Source organism: Pseudooceanicola marinus (genome assembly GCF_002786295.1).
In the GTDB taxonomy this organism is placed as follows: Bacteria; Pseudomonadota; Alphaproteobacteria; order Rhodobacterales; family Rhodobacteraceae; genus Pseudooceanicola; species Pseudooceanicola marinus.
In genome coordinates this window covers 31,571-47,556 of the sequence record NZ_PGTC01000024.1, presented here as the reverse complement: position 1 = coordinate 47,556, position 15,986 = coordinate 31,571, and the positions used below count along the sequence as shown (strand labels likewise).

11 protein-coding genes, 1 tRNA gene and 1 pseudogene are annotated in these 15,986 nt (G+C 69.1%); 9 read left to right on the top strand and 4 right to left on the bottom strand.

What is annotated here, in order from left to right:
- Positions 1–2 precede the first annotated feature (2 nt).
- From CVM50_RS17990 to CVM50_RS17975, 4 genes are all read left to right on the top strand, one after another.
- Positions 3–629: a DUF1523 family protein gene (locus CVM50_RS17990; RefSeq protein ID WP_085888752.1), complete on the top strand. Its 627-nt coding sequence runs from the start codon at positions 3–5 to the stop codon at positions 627–629.
- Between the two features lie 159 nt (positions 630–788).
- Positions 789–1,796, top strand: coding sequence for a diacylglycerol/lipid kinase family protein (locus tag CVM50_RS17985; protein ID WP_085888751.1), 1,008 nt, complete (start codon positions 789–791; stop codon positions 1,794–1,796).
- A gap of 77 nt (positions 1,797–1,873) precedes the next feature.
- On the top strand, positions 1,874–2,713 hold the full coding sequence (locus CVM50_RS17980; RefSeq protein WP_085888750.1) for a metallophosphoesterase family protein: 840 nt from the start codon (positions 1,874–1,876) through the stop codon (positions 2,711–2,713).
- Between the two features lie 221 nt (positions 2,714–2,934).
- The gene (locus tag CVM50_RS17975) at positions 2,935–4,209 is read left to right on the top strand and encodes a glycerate kinase type-2 family protein (RefSeq protein WP_085888749.1); all 1,275 of its coding nucleotides are present in this window, start codon (positions 2,935–2,937) and stop codon (positions 4,207–4,209) included.
- Positions 4,210–4,241: 32 nt separating this feature from the next.
- Here the strand turns inward: CVM50_RS17975 and CVM50_RS17970 are convergent, their stop codons facing one another.
- Complete coding sequence (locus CVM50_RS17970; protein WP_085888748.1) at positions 4,242–4,889, bottom strand: GntR family transcriptional regulator; 648 nt, start codon at positions 4,887–4,889, stop codon at positions 4,242–4,244.
- 60 nt (positions 4,890–4,949) lie between these two features.
- Positions 4,950–5,636, bottom strand: a complete 687-nt coding sequence (locus CVM50_RS17965) for a M48 family metallopeptidase (protein WP_085888747.1) — start codon at positions 5,634–5,636, stop codon at positions 4,950–4,952.
- Between the two features lie 118 nt (positions 5,637–5,754).
- Here CVM50_RS17965 and CVM50_RS17960 point away from each other — a divergent pair, with 118 nt between their 5' ends.
- From CVM50_RS17960 to CVM50_RS17950, 3 genes are all read left to right on the top strand, one after another.
- Positions 5,755–6,084, top strand: a complete 330-nt coding sequence (locus CVM50_RS17960; RefSeq protein WP_085888746.1) for a TIGR02300 family protein — start codon at positions 5,755–5,757, stop codon at positions 6,082–6,084.
- 152 nt (positions 6,085–6,236) lie between these two features.
- Positions 6,237–6,312: transfer RNA gene (locus CVM50_RS17955), tRNA-Ala, on the top strand.
- Positions 6,313–6,481: 169 nt separating this feature from the next.
- Positions 6,482–7,021: an AAA family ATPase gene (locus CVM50_RS17950; RefSeq protein WP_085888745.1), complete on the top strand. Its 540-nt coding sequence runs from the start codon at positions 6,482–6,484 to the stop codon at positions 7,019–7,021.
- A 587-nt stretch (positions 7,022–7,608) separates the two neighbouring features.
- Here the strand turns inward: CVM50_RS17950 and CVM50_RS17945 are convergent.
- Positions 7,609–7,779: pseudogene (locus CVM50_RS17945) on the bottom strand (IS5/IS1182 family transposase); the annotation flags it as partial.
- 447 nt (positions 7,780–8,226) lie between these two features.
- On the opposite strand from CVM50_RS17945, the gene CVM50_RS17940 reads away from it, so the two are divergent.
- A complete protein-coding gene (locus CVM50_RS17940; protein ID WP_100148542.1) occupies positions 8,227–10,197 on the top strand; it encodes a putative bifunctional diguanylate cyclase/phosphodiesterase in 1,971 nt (656 codons plus the stop codon).
- A 45-nt stretch (positions 10,198–10,242) separates the two neighbouring features.
- On the top strand, positions 10,243–12,852 hold the full coding sequence (locus CVM50_RS17935; protein WP_085888743.1) for a CheR family methyltransferase: 2,610 nt from the start codon (positions 10,243–10,245) through the stop codon (positions 12,850–12,852).
- On the opposite strand, the gene CVM50_RS17930 is transcribed toward CVM50_RS17935, so the two are convergent.
- The gene (locus CVM50_RS17930) at positions 12,846–15,707 is read right to left on the bottom strand and encodes a S8 family serine peptidase (protein WP_159457062.1); all 2,862 of its coding nucleotides are present in this window, start codon (positions 15,705–15,707) and stop codon (positions 12,846–12,848) included. The genes CVM50_RS17935 and CVM50_RS17930 overlap by 7 nt on opposite strands.
- Positions 15,708–15,986: the final 279 nt, after the last annotated feature.

The window sequence follows — 15,986 nt, the reverse complement described above, 5'->3', positions numbered from 1 at the left end:
CCATGCGCTACGTGAAATGGGCCCTCTGGGCCGTCTTCTGGCTGCTGATCGCGGCCTTCTTCCACTACACCCTGCCGCAGCGCGACATCGTGCGCATCACCGACACCTTCGAGCGGCGTGTCGATTTCGGCGAGAATTCGATCTTCTGGGCCAAGGCCGACACCGGCAATGCCAGCGAAACCGTCAACCGCGACGTCTTCTTCATCCAGTCGATCCGTGAAAACGGTCGTCCGATGGTCTATCGCAACGAGGACACGGGCTGGGGCTGGCCGCCCTATTTCAAGTTTGACACCAACAACCTGCAGACCGAGGCGGCCGACCTGCGCTCCACCTCCGCCAACCCGCAGTGGGTGGCGGTGACCCATTACGGCTGGCGGAACGAGTTCATTTCGATCTTCCCCAATGCCGTCGGCGTGCGCGCCCTGGACAGCCCCGACGTGACGCTGATCCCCTGGTTCAACATCATCATCCTGCTGATCTTCGCCGCGATCTGCTGGGCGATCCGCGTACGCTGGATCCGTTTCCGCGAACGGCGCATCGACCCGGTTATGGAGAACGTCGAGGACAGCTGGGACGACGGCCGGGGCCGTGTCTCGGGCTGGTTCGCCAGTTGGCGCAAGAAGAAGTGACCCCGGGGGCGGGGCCGGTTTCGCCCCGCCCCGCCTGTCTTCGGTCCGCCCCTGCACCCGCCGTTTTCGGCGGGTGAACCTTTTGTGGCCCTGCGGCGTTGTCCTGCCAGGACAGTCCCCAGCGACATCAGGCCCGGAGGGCAGAGCTTGGCTCAGGCAATGGCAATAGATCCCGACCGGGCAGAGGCCCCGGACACCCCCGAGCGGGCTGGTGAGGCGCGGCGGAATGGCCCCTTCCTGGTGATCGCCAACGAGGCCTCGGGCACCAACGCCCGCGACGGCGACGCCATCCGCCGCGCCATGGCGGTGCTGGAGGACGCGGGCGCCCGCCTGCGCCACTGGTCGCCCGGCGATACCGATGCGCTGAACGCGATCCTCGACGAGGAGATCGCCGATGGCGCCCGTACGGTGGTAGCCGCCGGCGGTGACGGCACCGCGATGGCCCTGGCGGATGCCATGGTCGGGCGCGACGCTGCGATGTCGGTGCTGCCGCTCGGCACCTTCAACTACTTCGCCCGCGGCCTGGGCCTGTCGGAGGCGCCGGAGGAGGCCGCCCGCACCCTGCTGGAGGCCGAACGCCGGCCGATCCGCGTGGGCGAGGTCAACGACCAGGTCTTCCTGAACAACGCCTCCCTGGGGATCTACCCGTCGATCCTGAAGGAACGCGAAGACGTCTACCGTCGCTTCGGGCGCCGTCGTTTGATGGCCCATTGGTCGGTGGTGCGCACCTTCTGGCGCTTCCAGCGGCCGATGCATCTGACCCTGACGCTGGCAGACGGCGAGCGGAAGGAGTATCGCACACCGCTGCTCTTCGTGGCGCGTTCGGCCTACCAGTTGCAGCGGTTCAACCTCGCCGGCTGCGACGCGATCCAGCGCGATCACCTGGCCCTGCTGATCGGGCGCGGAAAAAGCCGCGCGGCGCTGTTCCGCCTGGCCTGGCGGCTGGTGACGCGCAGCATGCAGCAGGGGCGTGACTACGACCTGGTGGAGGCGGAAAGCGTGCGGGTCGAAACCGCGCGCCGCCGCCCGCTGCTGGCCTTCGACGGGGAGAAGCGGCGTGATACCAGCCCCTTCGATTTCGCCATGACCGACCAGAAGCTGACCATCCTTCTGCCGCCGAAGGACACCGACGCCAGCTCTGAACCCGGCCCCGAGAGTGGCACTTAGGCGCCCGTTGAGGCCAGCTAGGGCGACCCTGTCCGCGGCGTTGCCCCATGGGACGTGAACACGATGAAAGACCGCCGATGAAACGCATTCTGCATCTGTCCGACCTGCATTTCGGCCGCGCCCGCCCGGATCTGGAGGCGCCGCTGCTGGCCGCCATTGCCCGCAACCGGCCGGACCTTGTCGTGGTCTCGGGCGACTTTACCCAGCGGGCCCGCCACGTCCAGTTCCGCCGTGCGCAAGACTTCTTGGCGAAGCTGCCCGCCCCGGTGCTCTCGGTGCCGGGCAACCACGACACGCCGCTGGACCGCCCCTTCGAGCGTCTTCTGGCCCCCTTCCGCCGCTACCGCCGCTACGTTGACGAGGACACCGAGCCGGTCTTCTCGGACGGCAAGCTGACGGTGGTGGGGGTGAACACGGTGAACCCGCTGGCCTGGCAGCAGGGGAAGTTCTCTTCGCGGGCGCGCGACCGTGTGGCGCGGCGCCTGGCGGAGCATCCGGCGGATCTTTCGGTCGTGGTGGTGCACCATCCTCTGGAACATGGGCCGAAGGTGGACAAGCGGCTGATGCGCGGGGCGCGGGCCGCCCTGGCGCAGCTGTCCGATTGCGGCGCCGACGTGGTGCTGTCGGGCCACCTGCACAGGGCGTCCTCCGCGCCCTTCCGCGCCGCGCCGGGGCTGCTGTTCGTGCAGGCGGGCACGGGTCTGTCGTCGCGCACGAGGGGGGACGACAACACCTTCAACCTGCTCGACTGGGAAGAAACGGGCGCCCTGCGGGTGACCACCTGGGGGGCGCGTGGTCAGGGGGCCCAGGCGGTCTTCGCCCCCGAGGCCTCTGCGATGTTTCGCCGCGAGGGCCGGGTCTGGGCGCGCCAGCCCGCTGCGCCGGGCGCTGCCGCCCTGTCGCGCCGCTGTGCCTGAGGGGGAGGGGGCTCTGCCCCCGCCACGCCTGCGGCGCGCCTCGCCCCGGGATATTTCCGGCAAAGAGAAGGTTGGGGTCGGGCGCGGTCTGCAGCCTTCTGTCGGTCGCCTGTCGCTGCGCGGATCAGCAGGGCCGCCACAGTGGGCCGCCGGTGCCACCTTCGGGGCTGGTCCTTCTTGGGCGGGCTGCTAAGCTGATCTTTCGTGACCCGGAGACCTCGATGACCCCCGACGACCGCGCCTTCCTCGCCAGCCTCTTCCGTGCCGCCGTGGCGGCGGCGGACCCGGCCCGCGCGCTGGAGGGGCAACTGCCCGAGGCGCCGCGCGGCCGCACGGTGGTGATCGGGGCCGGCAAGGGGGCCGCGCAGCTGGCGCAGGCCTTTGAAGAGGCCTGGGAAAAGGCCGGCAACCCCACCCCCGAGGGCCTCGTCGTGACCCGCTACGGCTATGCCGCCCCCTGTCGCCACCTGGAGGTGCTGGAGGCCGCGCACCCCGTCCCCGACGCGGCAGGCGAGGCCGCCACGGCGCGCATCCTCGACCTGCTGTCGGGGCTGACCGAAGATGACCTGGTGGTGGCGCTGATCACCGGCGGCGGCTCCGCCCTGCTGGCCGCGCCGCCCGAGGGTCTGAGCCTGGAGGATGAACAGGCGCTGAACACCGCGTTGCTGTCGTCGGGCGCGCCGATTTCGGCGATGAACGCCATCCGCAAGCAGGTCTCGGCGGTGAAGGGCGGGCGCCTGGCCGCCGCCGCCGCGCCTGCGCGGGTGGTGTCGCTGATCGTGTCGGACGTGCCGGGGGATGACCCGGCGCAGGTGGCCTCCGGCCCGACGGTGCCCTGCCGCAAGGGACGCGCCGAGGCCATGGCAGCCATCGCCGCACATGACATCCCGATCCCGCAGCGCATCCTCGATTTCCTGCGCGACGCGCCGGAGGATGCGCCGGATCCGGACACCCCCTTCTTCGCCCGCAACGACGTCCGGGTGATCGCCTCCGCCGCCCGGTCGCTGGAGGCCGCCGCGGCCCTGGCCGAGGCGCGCGGCCTGCCCGCCGTGATCCTGTCGGACGCGATGGAGGGTGAGGCCCGCGAGGTGGCCCGCGTCCAGGCCGCCATCGCCCGCGAGGTGCGTCTGAAGGACCGGCCCTTCCGCGCCCCGGTGCTGATCCTGTCGGGGGGCGAGACGACGGTGACCCTGCGCCACAAGGGACGCGGCGGGCGTAACACCGAGTTCCTGCTGTCGCTTGCGATGGAGATCGATGGCCAGGAGGGCATCCTGGCCCTGGCCGCCGACACCGACGGCATCGACGGGTCCGAGGACAACGCGGGCGCCTTTGCCGACGGGGAGACCGCCGCGGCCATGCGCGCCGCCGGCGTCGATCCTGCCGCCGCCCTGGCGGGCAATGATGCCTTCACCGCCTTCGAGGCAGCCGGCAGTATCTTTGCCCCCGGTCCTACGGGTACGAATGTCAATGATTTCAGGGCGATCTGGGTGCAGTGACCCGGGGGGGCTGAGCCAGATGGTCAGCAGACTCAGGTCGTCAGCATCCGCAGACCCTGGGTCACGTCCGAGCGCACCGCCAGGCGCAGCCCGGGTTCATCTCCGGCCTTCAGCGCGGCGATGATGTGACGGTGGAAATGGGGCGCCTCGCTGCGCCGCATCCGCCCGTAGAGCTTGCACATGGTCGGCCCCAGTTGCAGCCAGACCGTTTCCGTCATCGCCAGCATCGCGGGCGCCTGGGCGCGCAGATAAAGTGTGCGGTGAAATTCCAGGTTGGTGCGGATATAGCCCACGGGGTCGTGGGCGCGCACGGCGTCGGCGATGGTGCCGTTGATCGTCTGCAGCCGGTCGATCAGCGCCATATGGGCCCGCGGCAGGGCGCGGGAGGCCAGCTCGACCTCGATCAGCGCGCGCAGGGCCGCCAGCTCTTCGATCCGCTCGTTGGACAGGTCCGGGGTGGAGACACGGCCAGACGACGACAGCTGCAGCGCCCCCTCGGCCACCAGGCGCCGCACGGCTTCGCGCGCCGGCGTCATCGACACGCCGAAGTCCTTGCCGATGCCCCGCAGCGTCAGGGCCTGGCCTGGCGGGATCTCCCCATGCATGATGCGGCTGCGCAGCCCGCGGTAGACGCGGTCATGGGCCGAGGGAGAGGGATCGGGGCGCGTCTGGATCAGCATGGACGCTATGTGATCACAGTCGCACCCGCCGTCAAGCGCCGACCGCCCCCGCTCCGACCGTCAGCCGTCGAACCGGTAGCGGTGCAGCACCGTGCCCTCGCTCTTCAGCCAGCGGCGCGCGGGACGGTGATCGCCGTAAAGACGCGTCACCACATCCCAGAAGGCACTGGAATGGTTCATCTCTTCGAGGTGCGCGACCTCATGGGCGGCGACGTAGTCGAGAATGCGGGGCGGGGCCATCACCAGACGCCAGGAAAACATCAGCGCGCCGTCGGCGGTGCAGCTGCCCCAGCGGGAGCGCGTGTCGCGCAGGGTCAGGCGGTTGTAGGGGCGACCCAGGGCGCGGGCGTGGCGGTCGCAGGCCTCGGTCAGCCGGTCGCGCGCCAGCTCCCGCACCCAGGCGGCCAGCCGTGTACCGACGCGGTGATCGGGCACCTCCAGCCGGTCGCCGTCGAGGCGCACGCGCCGCGTGCTGCCCATGCAGATCAGCCGCGGCACCCCTTCGACCGGCAGGCGGGTGCCCAGGTCGATCACCTCCGGCGCGGCATGGCGCGACAGGTTGCGGCGCAGCCAGGCCTCCTTCTCGGCGGCGAAGGCCAGTGCCTCGTCCTCGGCCACGCGGGCCGGCAGGGTCAGGGTCACGCGTCCGTCCAAAGAGGAGACACGCAGCGAAATCCGGCGCGCCCGGGCGGAGCGGCGGAGAATCAGGGGGATCGGGGGGTTGCCCGGCAGCATATGCTGGCCCATATGGCTCCTCGGAGTGTGTTGCGTCCGCGTGGCGGTCGAAAGGTCTTGATAGATCGGGACCGTTATGGCAGGTGGCGCAGATCCTGGACAAGTGATGTCAGCCAAGAAGGAACCAGAAATGCCCAAGGAAGAATGGGGCACGAAGCGCGTCTGCCCGACCACCGGCAAGCGGTTCTATGACCTGAACCAGAACCCGATCGTCAGCCCCTACACCGGCGAGATCGTCGAGGTCGAGACTGGCAAGAGCCGCATGATCGCCGCCGATGCCGCCGATGCCGCCTCGTCGAAGAAAGCCGCCTCGCGCGAGAACACGTCGGACGGCGATGTCATCGAAGAGGATGATGTCGATGTCGAACTGGACGATGATCTGCTGGACGACGATGACGATGACGACAACGTCTCGCTCGACGAGCTGGCCGACGTCCCCGGCGACGACGACGAAAGCTGATCCAGCGCCCGTCGGGCCGGTGGCCTGGCGGGGCAAACAGGGGGCGGAGGATCCCCTTCAGAAATTCCTCCCCGTGGCGCGATTTTTCGCTTGATCCCGCCCCGGCCTTCCCATAGATAGCGCCGCACAAGGTCGAAACGGCCTTGCGGAACGGGGCCTTAGCTCAGCTGGGAGAGCGCTTGCATGGCATGCAAGAGGTCAGGGGTTCGATCCCCCTAGGCTCCACCATTCCCCTATTGAAAAGCACCAGATAGTTCTGCCTTTCTCGTCAGAGGTTTTGCCTCTTCCACGCAGACCGGTGCTGTTTTCCCTACGAAAATCCATGCTGCTTTGATCCGCGCCTTTCGGAGCGTCGATCGCTGCGCAGCCCTTCCCCTGTCAAACCTGAGGATGGCCCATGAGCGACCATTTCTTTGTCGTGACGGGCGGCCCCGGTTCGGGCAAGACCAGCCTGATCACCGAGCTCGCCCGCCGTGGCCTTCACACGATCCCCGAATCCGGCCGCGCGATCATCCGCGAGGAGATGGCGCACGGCGGCGACGCCCTCCCCTGGGCGGACCGCATGGCCTATGCCGAACGGATGCTGGAGCGAGACCTGCGCGCCTACGAGGACGCACAGGCCCTCTCAGGCCCCGTGATCTTCGACCGCGGCATTCCCGACATCATGGGCTACCTGACCCTCTGCCGCCTCCCCGTGCCGCCCCACGTCGCTGCAGCAGCCAAGGCAGCCCGCTACAACGCCCGCGTCTTCCTTACCCCCTACTGGGATGAGATCTTCACACAGGACACCGAACGCAAGCAGACCCGCGCCGAGGCCGAAGCGACCTGCGCCGTCATGCGGGAGACCTACACCGCTCTCGGATACAAGATCACGGAGCTGCCGTGCACCGACATCGCATCACGCGCCGACTTTGTCTGCAGGCAACTGGCCAGTTGACCGTCACCCCGGATGTCACGGCTAAACCGCCAAGGCTGACAAACTGCACGCTCCCTGCGGCTTCCTCCTGCCCGAGGCCTCGGCCCACGGTCGACCTTCGGCACCGGTTCACAATGCTGAAGCGCGCCAATTCGAAAAAGTCGGCTGCTGAGGTTTCGAGCCTCGGCGGGACCGAAGTTCGCACGCGGACGGAGTTGCCGCAGCTTTTCCACGGTCGATGACCGCTGCTATACTGTCGTCAGTAGTTGATACGTGCCGACCACGCTTCGGCAACCCTCTCCGCGTCGGGGATTTTACCATCGTCGAACGCGTGCATAAATGCACGTCGCGCAAGTCGTGCAGTCAAATCTACCGGCGCCAACTTCGGCGGACGTGCAGCATGCACGATTTGCCCTCGCGTCTCGTGAAGTTCCCTCACCAACTGGTAGAGCATTCTTGCGTCAACATCTCCGCGCTCCGAGCTCAACATGGTGCGATAGTCGCTCATCGGCTGTGGCGTGCAACTCGCACTTAGGTGAATGCCACACATGTTGGTGGCTCGGCGGGTTTGCGAAGAAATGGTTTAGGCTCAGGACACATAGCCGGTGGATGACATCAGCGGCGAGAGCGTTGGCCGAGAGGACGACCTCGGGGCGCCTGTCGTATCGCGTGGCCACCCGCCGCCAGTCCTTGAGATTGTCGAACATGATCTAGATGCGATTGCGCCGCTTGTATCAGCGCTTGTCGTATGTCTCCGGCGCCTCCCGTTGTTTCCGGCCAACGCTGCCGGCGCGTACCGAAGCATCTGCCGTTAAGGGCTCCGCGCTGCTGTTCGCGGTACCCCGCGCTGGACCTACGTAGGGGCGCCATGGGGCCGGTGGTCCCTTGCGGGCCTCGTGACCTCAGGTCATTGGTTAACGACATCTTAACACTTTCTTTCGATCCTCTTTCGGTGGGCATTCTCCGCCTGGCGCGCGTTCGGCGGGCGCGGCGGTGCAAAGGCATGAGCGAGGGGCCGAGGTGGTGGCCCTGCTCAGACGGGACAAGACGCTCCTTGCCGGAGCCGGGACAGGATCGGATGGGACAGTCACAGGGAGGAGTCGGCCCCGGGGCCGAAGGGCCGGTCGCGTATCCGGCCGCGCATCGCGTCGCCACGGAGACGCGATGCGCCGGGCCGTCCCGGTGCGACCCCAGGGCATGGGCCTGTGAGCGGAGAGGGCGGCGCGATGCCCTGGCGTAGGCTGTTCAGCGACCCAGCGGAGGATGACGGAGCGCGACCGGCGGCGCGGGCGCTGCGCGATGTGGCGCGCCTGACGGAACAGCTGACCGGCGCCTCCGCGGTCATCCTGTCGTTGACGCCGGATCGGGCGGCCCAACTGGGGCTCGGCGATTGCATGATCGGGGACGACGCGGGCGTCGATGCCCTGTTGCCCTTGGCCACCGAATGCCTGCAGGGCTTCGCCGGTGCTGGAAACGGAGCCGGGGCGGAGGCGCAGCCGCCGGCGATCTCCGAACCACTGATCACCGATCGCACCGTCGGTCCGGGGGACCCGGCCATGGCGCGCGCGCTGTTCCTGCGGACCGGCGCCTGCGCCGGCGTCCTGGCGCTTTGCCTCGGCTCGGCCCGCGGCCGCCCCCTCGATGCCGCCGCGCGGGACCGGATCAGCCGCGGGCTCGACCTGCTGGGCGCCACGGTCGAGACGCTTTTGAATGACCGGCTGCGCGATCTGGAGTTGCGTCAGCGCCTGGCAGCTGTCCACACCGAGATGCAGGCCCTGCAGCGCGCCAGCGAATGCGACCCGCTGACCGGGCTGACCAATATCAAGGCTTTCGAGAGCTACAGCCGCGCCCTGCTGCAGGATTCCGCGCGGCCCGCTCTCCTCGTTCTGTTCGACATCGACCGGTTCAAGGCGATCAATGATCGCTACGGCCACCAGTTCGGGGACCTCTGTTTGCGCACCGTGGCCGGGGCGGTGCGCGACTGCGCGCCGGAGGGAGCGGTCGTCGGTCGCCTGGGCGGGGATGAGTTCGGCGTGGTCCTGCCGCTGGACCAGCCGGAGGAGCTGGCGGCGCTGCGGCGGCGTCTCGATGCCTTCACCAATGCGATCCTGCGGGTCACCGCCCCGCTGGACAAGCCGGGCCTGGGTCGGGTCAGCATCGGCGCCGCGCAGTTCCCCCGCGACGCGGCCGATTACGAATGGCTCTACAACCGGGCCGACCTGGCCCTCTATGCCTCCAAGTCCGTCGGCCACGGGGCGGCAACGCTCTATGACGCGGGGATCGGTGCACGCTATGACCACGCCGAGCTGGCAAAGACCTTTCGCGATGCCTGCCGCGCGGGCGAGGTGGTGCCCTATTTCCAGCCCATGGTCGACCTGGGGACGGGCGCGGTGCAGGTGCTCGAGGTGCTGTGCCGCTGGAACAACCCGCGCCACGGCCTGATGGCGCCGGAGGCCTTTCCCTCGATCTTCACCGACCCACAGTTCGCCTCGGACCTCACCCGCCACATGGCGCGCGAATCCCTGGCGGTCTTCGCCGAGGCCCGGCCGGGGCTGGCGCCGGGGGTGAAGCTGTCGCTGAACCTGACCTATTTCGACCTGATGGACCGGGAGTTCGTCTTCGACCTGCAGATGATGCTGGCGGACACCGGGGTCGGCTGGTCCGAACTGGTGATCGAGGTGCAAGAAACCGTAGTGCTGGATGAAGGCAGCGGGCAGGTGTTCCGCTCGCTGACCGAGTTGCGCCGGCGCGGGGCCGAGATCGCCCTGGATGACTACGGCACCGGTTACGGCACGTTGTCTCACCTGCAGACCTGGCCCGTGGACATGGTCAAGATAGACCGGTCCTTCGTCGGGGGGATCGGCACCAGCCGTCGGGATCGCGCCATCGTCGCCTCGATCCTGCAGCTGTCGCAGGAGTTGGGCTTTCGCGTCGTCGCCGAGGGGGTCGAGGGGCCGGCGCAGGCGGCGGTCCTGCGCGACATGGGGTGCGATCTGGGTCAGGGCTATGGCCTGGGCTACCCGATGGAGCCGGCGGAACTGCTGCGACGCGCAACACCACGGGCGGACAGGTCCAGATCGGCGGAGCTGGGCAGGCCGGCAGGGGCGGGTACGGCGGCGCAAGCGGACGACCGTGAACCCTCTGATCCGAAGGACAAAAGCAGTGCAGGTACCCGCAAAGGTTGCATTTCATCCTGACGCGCGCGACACTTGCCCGGTAAAGGTGAAATTGGTGCCCTTGGTATGAATCGGTCCGATGGCCAGAGGCGATACGGCGACGTGCCGGTAATCGTGATTGGTGCCGCGGCAGGCGGGGTGGATCCCCTCGAACGTTTCATCGGCGCCGTGCCGTCAGGGTCCGGCTGGTGCTGCGTCGTGCTCCGGCGCCAGTCTGGCGATCTGTCGGGCGACGGTGGGGGCGCCTGGGCTGATGCGCTGGCGCGGCGCACCTCCTGGCCGGTCCGGCCGTTGGAAGACGGCGAACGCCCCGTTCCCGGCACGATCCTGATCAACCGGCCCGGTACGCGGGTCGAATGGCGCGACGGCCGGTTTCGCGTCGCGGCGCTGACCGAGGACCAGTTGTCGGGCTTCCCCTTGATAGATACGGCCATGGCGTCTCTGTGCTCCCGCGCGGCCGGCGCGGTGGCCGGGGTGACCCTGTCTGGGGCGGGGGAGGACGGCGCCCGAGGGGGGCGCGCCCTGCGGGCGGCGGGCCATCCGGTCCTGGCGCAGGACCCTGCCGAGGCCCTCTTTCCTGCCATGCCCGCCGCAGCCATCGAGGCCGGGGCCGTCGTGGCCACGCGGCCCGCCGGCGATCTCCCCGACGCGCTTGCCGCCCTTCTGGCGGAACGGCGCCGCTCGGCGCCGACGCAGCCGTCAGAGGCAAAGGATGCCATACTCGACCTGGTCAGCAGCCGGATGGGCGTGGATCTTTCGGCCTACCGACAGGCCCCGCTGCGCGACCGCATCAACCGGGCGCGCCGGCACAGGGGCATCGACACGCCCGAGGCCTTCGCAGCGATGTTGCAACGGGATTCGGGCATGATCCAGGCGCTGTTTGCCGAGTTGATGACGACACGCCGGGGCCGCTTCCATGGCGATGCCCGGGCGTTCCGGGCTTTGCGGCGGCAGGTGATCGACCCCTTGGTCGCACAGAGCCGCCCGGAGGAGGCGTTGCGGATCTGGGTGCCCGGCTGCGGCACCGGCGAAGAGGCCTACAGCATCGCCATGGAGGTGTGCGATGCCCTGCGCGCCGCCGGGATCCGGCGGCGGTACCGGGTGATCGCCACCGACGTGCAACCCGCCGCGATCGAGAAAGCCTCTGCCGGTATCTTTCCGACCGAGGCGGTGAAATCCGTCCCGGCTCGGATGCGGCGCGCCTACTTCCACCGTCGTGGCGCCGGGGTCCTGATCGACCCGCAGCTGCGCGAACACGTGATCTTCTCCGTCCACGACGTGTTGAGCGATCCGCCCTTCCTGAATCTGGACCTGATCTCCTGCCGCAACCTGCTGGGCGCGTTCCGGGACGAGGCGCAGGCGCGCGTCCTGTCCATGTTCCTCTTCGGGCTGCGGCCCGGCGGCCGGCTGATGCTGGACCCCGAGGAGGCCCCGGGCGCGCAGAGCTCGGCCTTCATGCCGATCGAAGGAGGGACGGGGTTGTTCCAGGTGCGGCCCGGCGACGCGCGGGGCGCGGCCGCCGCGTCTGCCGAGACGGGGGAGGGCCCTGCGGACCCGGTTCCCTCCGCCGCGGCGAACTGGACCGAGGCCGCGGATAGGGACACGCGCCTGCTGCACTCCTACGAGGCGCTGATGCGGCGCTACGCCCCCTCCTCGATCATGCTGCGCCCCGACGATGGCGAGGTCGTGGCCTGGTTCGGCAATGCCGGTGCCTATGTCGATTCCCTGGGCCGCTCCGGGCGGCATCCCCTCTCGCAGGTGGTGCAACCGGATCTCGCCCGGGAGATCCGGGCGGGCATGGAAAAGCTGCGCGAGGCGCCCGCCCCCCCGCTGGAACAGAGGGTGAGCCTGCGCCTGGCCGAGGGCGAAACCCATGAGCTGATCTTGCGCATGGATTGGCTCGGGGCCGGGCTGTCCGCGCCCGGGCTGATCCTGGTGAGGCTGTCAGGGCGTGAGGAGGTCACCCGCCCCGAGACGGAGGGTACATCCCTTTTGGGCGGCACCGACCGGAGGCCCCCGGGGGCCGTGGCGGCGCTGCCGGAGCGCGCGTTGTCGACCAGTGACAGGACCCTGGACTTCGTTCTGGGACGGTTGCAGGTCAGCGGCGCCGATCTCTCCCCAACCCCCTTCGCGCCGGCGCCGGTCGCTGTGACCGTGCGCCCGACCCGAAGCGCGGCCGACGGTCCCGAGGCGCCGCCACGCACGGATCACGGTCTGAGCGTGGTGCCGATGCAAAGCGCGGGCAAGGTCGCGCTGCTGGCGGGGTTGAGCCAGGACATGGAGGAGGTGCTGGAGTTCATGCAGGTGGCGGCGGTGGCGGTGGATGCAGAGCGCCGGATCCTCCGGGCCAGCCGGCTGTTCCGTGCCGCGATCGGCGCGACCGAAGACGTGGCGGGCTGGCCCCTGTCGCGGCTGGCGCTGCGGGTCGGCGGGCTGTCTCCGGACGGGGTCGCCGCGGAGGTCCTGCGTCAAGGGGTGGCGCTGCGCGGGTGGGGCCCCCTGTCCGGGGCCGGGCGGGCCGCCCGATCATCGCTTTACGAGCTGCGCGGTCAGCCGATGCCCGGGGCGCAGGCCGCGCCGGGGTCGGCGGCGGTTGTGCTGACCCTGGCCGCCGCGCCCGTGACGGGCGATGCGTCCGCCGCTTCCGTCCCGCAGACCGGCGAGGCGGATCAGTAGAAGGCGAAATCCGCCTCATCCAGATCTGCGAAGTTCACCCCCGCAAGCAGGATCGTATTGCCCCCTCCGTTATGGATCCGAACCGACCCGCCGAGATCCTCCATGTGGTTGGCCCTCAGGTCGTCGTAGTCGGTGATCGGGCTGGTCCCGGGCTGGAACACGATCTCTTCCAGGTCGTTCAGCGCATCGAAATCGGCGATCGTGTCCTGCCCGGCGAATGAGGTGAAATAGAACGTGTCGGCATTGAAGCCGCCGTAGTAGACATCGTCGCCCGAGGAATCGAGCAGGGTGTCGAAATCGGCGTTGCCGTAGAGGGTGTCGTTGCCGGCCCCGCCAGACAACAGATCCTTGCCCCGCCCGCCGAACAGCCGGTCGTCGCCGTCCTGGCCGCCCATGATGTCGTCGCCATCGCCGCCGAACAGCCCGTCGTCGCCACTTCCCCCATAGAGGCGATCCCGATCCTCGCCGCCGAACAGCCGGTCAAGGCCCTGCGCGCCGTAGAGCGTATCGACCCCGGTGCCGCCGAAGAGGTTGTCGGCCTGCCGGCCCCCGTCCAGCCAGTCGTCGCCGCTCTGCCCCTCAAGCCGGTCGAAACCGCCCTCGCCATGCAGCCGGTCATTGTCGATGCCGCCGTAAAGCCGATCCTCCTGCGTGCCGCCATTCAGCGTGTCCGCGCCGGCGCCGCCATAGAGCAGGTCGTTCTCGGCGTTGGCATAAAGCAGGTCATTGCCGGCCCCGCCATAGAGGTGATCCAGGCCCAGTTCGCCGATCAGCCTGTCGTCACCGCTGTCGCCATGCAACTCGTCGGCATTGCTGCCGCCATTCAGCAGGTCGGCCCCGGTGCCGCCATAGATCGTGTCGAACCCCGCGTCGGCAGTGATCAGGTCGTCCCCGCCGTCGCCATGGGCCACGTCGTCACCGTAGCTGCCGCTGAGGCTGTCCTCACCGGCGCCGCCTTCCAGCGTGTCGTCGCCGCTGCCACCCTGCAGGATGTCGTTGCCGCGCCCGGCCAGGATCTGGTTGTCGGCGTCATTGCCCGCCAGGGTGTCGTGGCCGTCGCCGGCGGCCATATGTTCGATCCGGCCGTCGAATTCAGTCCATGGCGCCCCGTTGACCCGCAGGGTGGCGCTGCTGTTCTGCAGGCTGATCTGGGCGTGGCCGGTCAGGGCGGCGGCGTTGATCCAGTCGGTGCCGCCGTTGCTCTCGACCACCTGGGCGCGGCCGGCTTCCTCATCTCGCAGCGCGCGAAAGTCGTCGGTGAAGGTATAGATGTCGTCGGCATCCAGGGTCTGTCCCTCGAACTCCAGCCTGACGCTGTTCACCCGCCCTTCATCGCCGGTGGCCGTGTCGGTCACCCGCAGCGACCAGCTGCCCCCGTCCGTCATGCCGCGCAGCGAGGCGACACCGAAGGTCCAGTCGCCGTCGTAGCTGCTGCCGCCCTCCAGCTGCTTCAGAGGGACCACGTATCCGCTGGCGGAGACCAGCGAGAAGGTCAGGTCGGACTCCCAGGAATGCTCGTAGTCGATGGTCACGTAGACATGGTCGATGCGCATCGTGTCGGCCCCGGCGTCGAGGCGGATCGTGCTTGTCGCGTGGTCCCGGATGGCGGCCGTGCCACTGCTTTGCAGGGTGCGCGCCGTCAGCGTCGCGGCGGTATCGGGCTGCATCCGGCTCCAGACCTCGGCCATGCGGACCGCCGCATGGGCATCGACCATGCCGTAGCCATAGCTGCTGGCATAGCTCATGCCGCCGCCGTTCCAGGTGGTGGCCCCGTTGGCCCCCCAGGCGTCGCGTTCATACCCGCTGGCGCCGGAGCCGTAGGTGGAGCCGGTCTGCGCCGCTGAGGCGGCAAGGATGGACTGCACGTCGCGCCAGTGGAGCTCGGGATTGGCCTCCAGCATCAGGGCGGTGACGCCGGCGGTCACCGGCGTGGCGGCCGAGGTCCCGCCGAAGCCGGAGGTATACTCGGTCCCGCTATAGCCCGCGCCGCCGCTGCGGTCGGTGGTCACTGCCGCCGCCGGGGCGGAGATCAGCAGGCTGTGGCCCCAGTTGGAATAGGAGGCGACGAACCCAGACGAGCTCGTTGCGCCGACGGTGATGATCTCATGCAGGTTGTTCAGCCCGTCGCCGTGGGCATTGCCGTAGACCCCCGCGGCTTCGGACCCGCTGTCGTGGGCATAGTTGCCCGCGGCCTTGAGGAAGATCGTGCCAAGCCCGCCGCGCCCCTCGACCACCGCGGTTTCGATGGCGTCGCGCTCGCGCCCCGCCTGCTGCGTCGGTTCGCCGATGTCGGTGTATTCCCGGAAGGCTGGCATGCTGCCCCAGGAGTTGTTGATCACGTCGTATCGGGCGGCCTGTTCCAGCACCGCCAGGTAGTCCGTGTAGCCGAGCTGGAAGGCATCGTTGAGGTAGTCCACCCCGACCAGGGTCGCGCCATGGGCCACGCCCACCCCGCCGACCGCGTTGTCGGCCGCACCGATCAGGCCGGCCACCGCGGTGCCGTGTCCGTCGCTGCTGCTGTTGGGGCTGGCGTCCACCAGGTTCAGTTCGGCCCCGTCATCGTAATTCGCGGCCAGGTCCGGGTGTCCGGCCTCGACCCCGTCGTCATAGATCGCGACGGTCACCCCGACGCCGGTATAGTCGTCCCAGACTTCCTCGATGTCGCCGATCAGGCGGAAGTGCCACTGCGCGCCGTAAAGCGGGTTCGCGCCGTCCGGCATCGGCTGCGGCGGGACCAGCGGGGCGCCCGGCGCGGCGGGGCTGCTGCCCTCGAGGCCGATGTGGTCGGGCCCGGTATCCTTCGGGGCCAGGGGCGGGGCAGGCTGCGGCTGGATCGACGGGGCGGTGAGGGGCATGGGGGTCTCCGATCTCCGGGGCGTTTCCCCTGGGATAGGACCAGCCTGGTAAACGCGGCGGTTAATCCCACAGGCCGAGATAGGCAGCCCTTTAGCGGCTTGGTTAAGGTTTCCGGAACTTTCCACCGCATTTGAGGTGAAGGCAGACAAAGCGCCCAGATTTCGCCGCGTCGGCGGCCTCACGTTCGCGTTCTGGTCCTGCATTCTCCTTCGTGAGACAGAGCGGGCCGCGGGCGGGACAGATCCTCCGGCGCCCCAGTCGGGGTGAACGATGGGAAC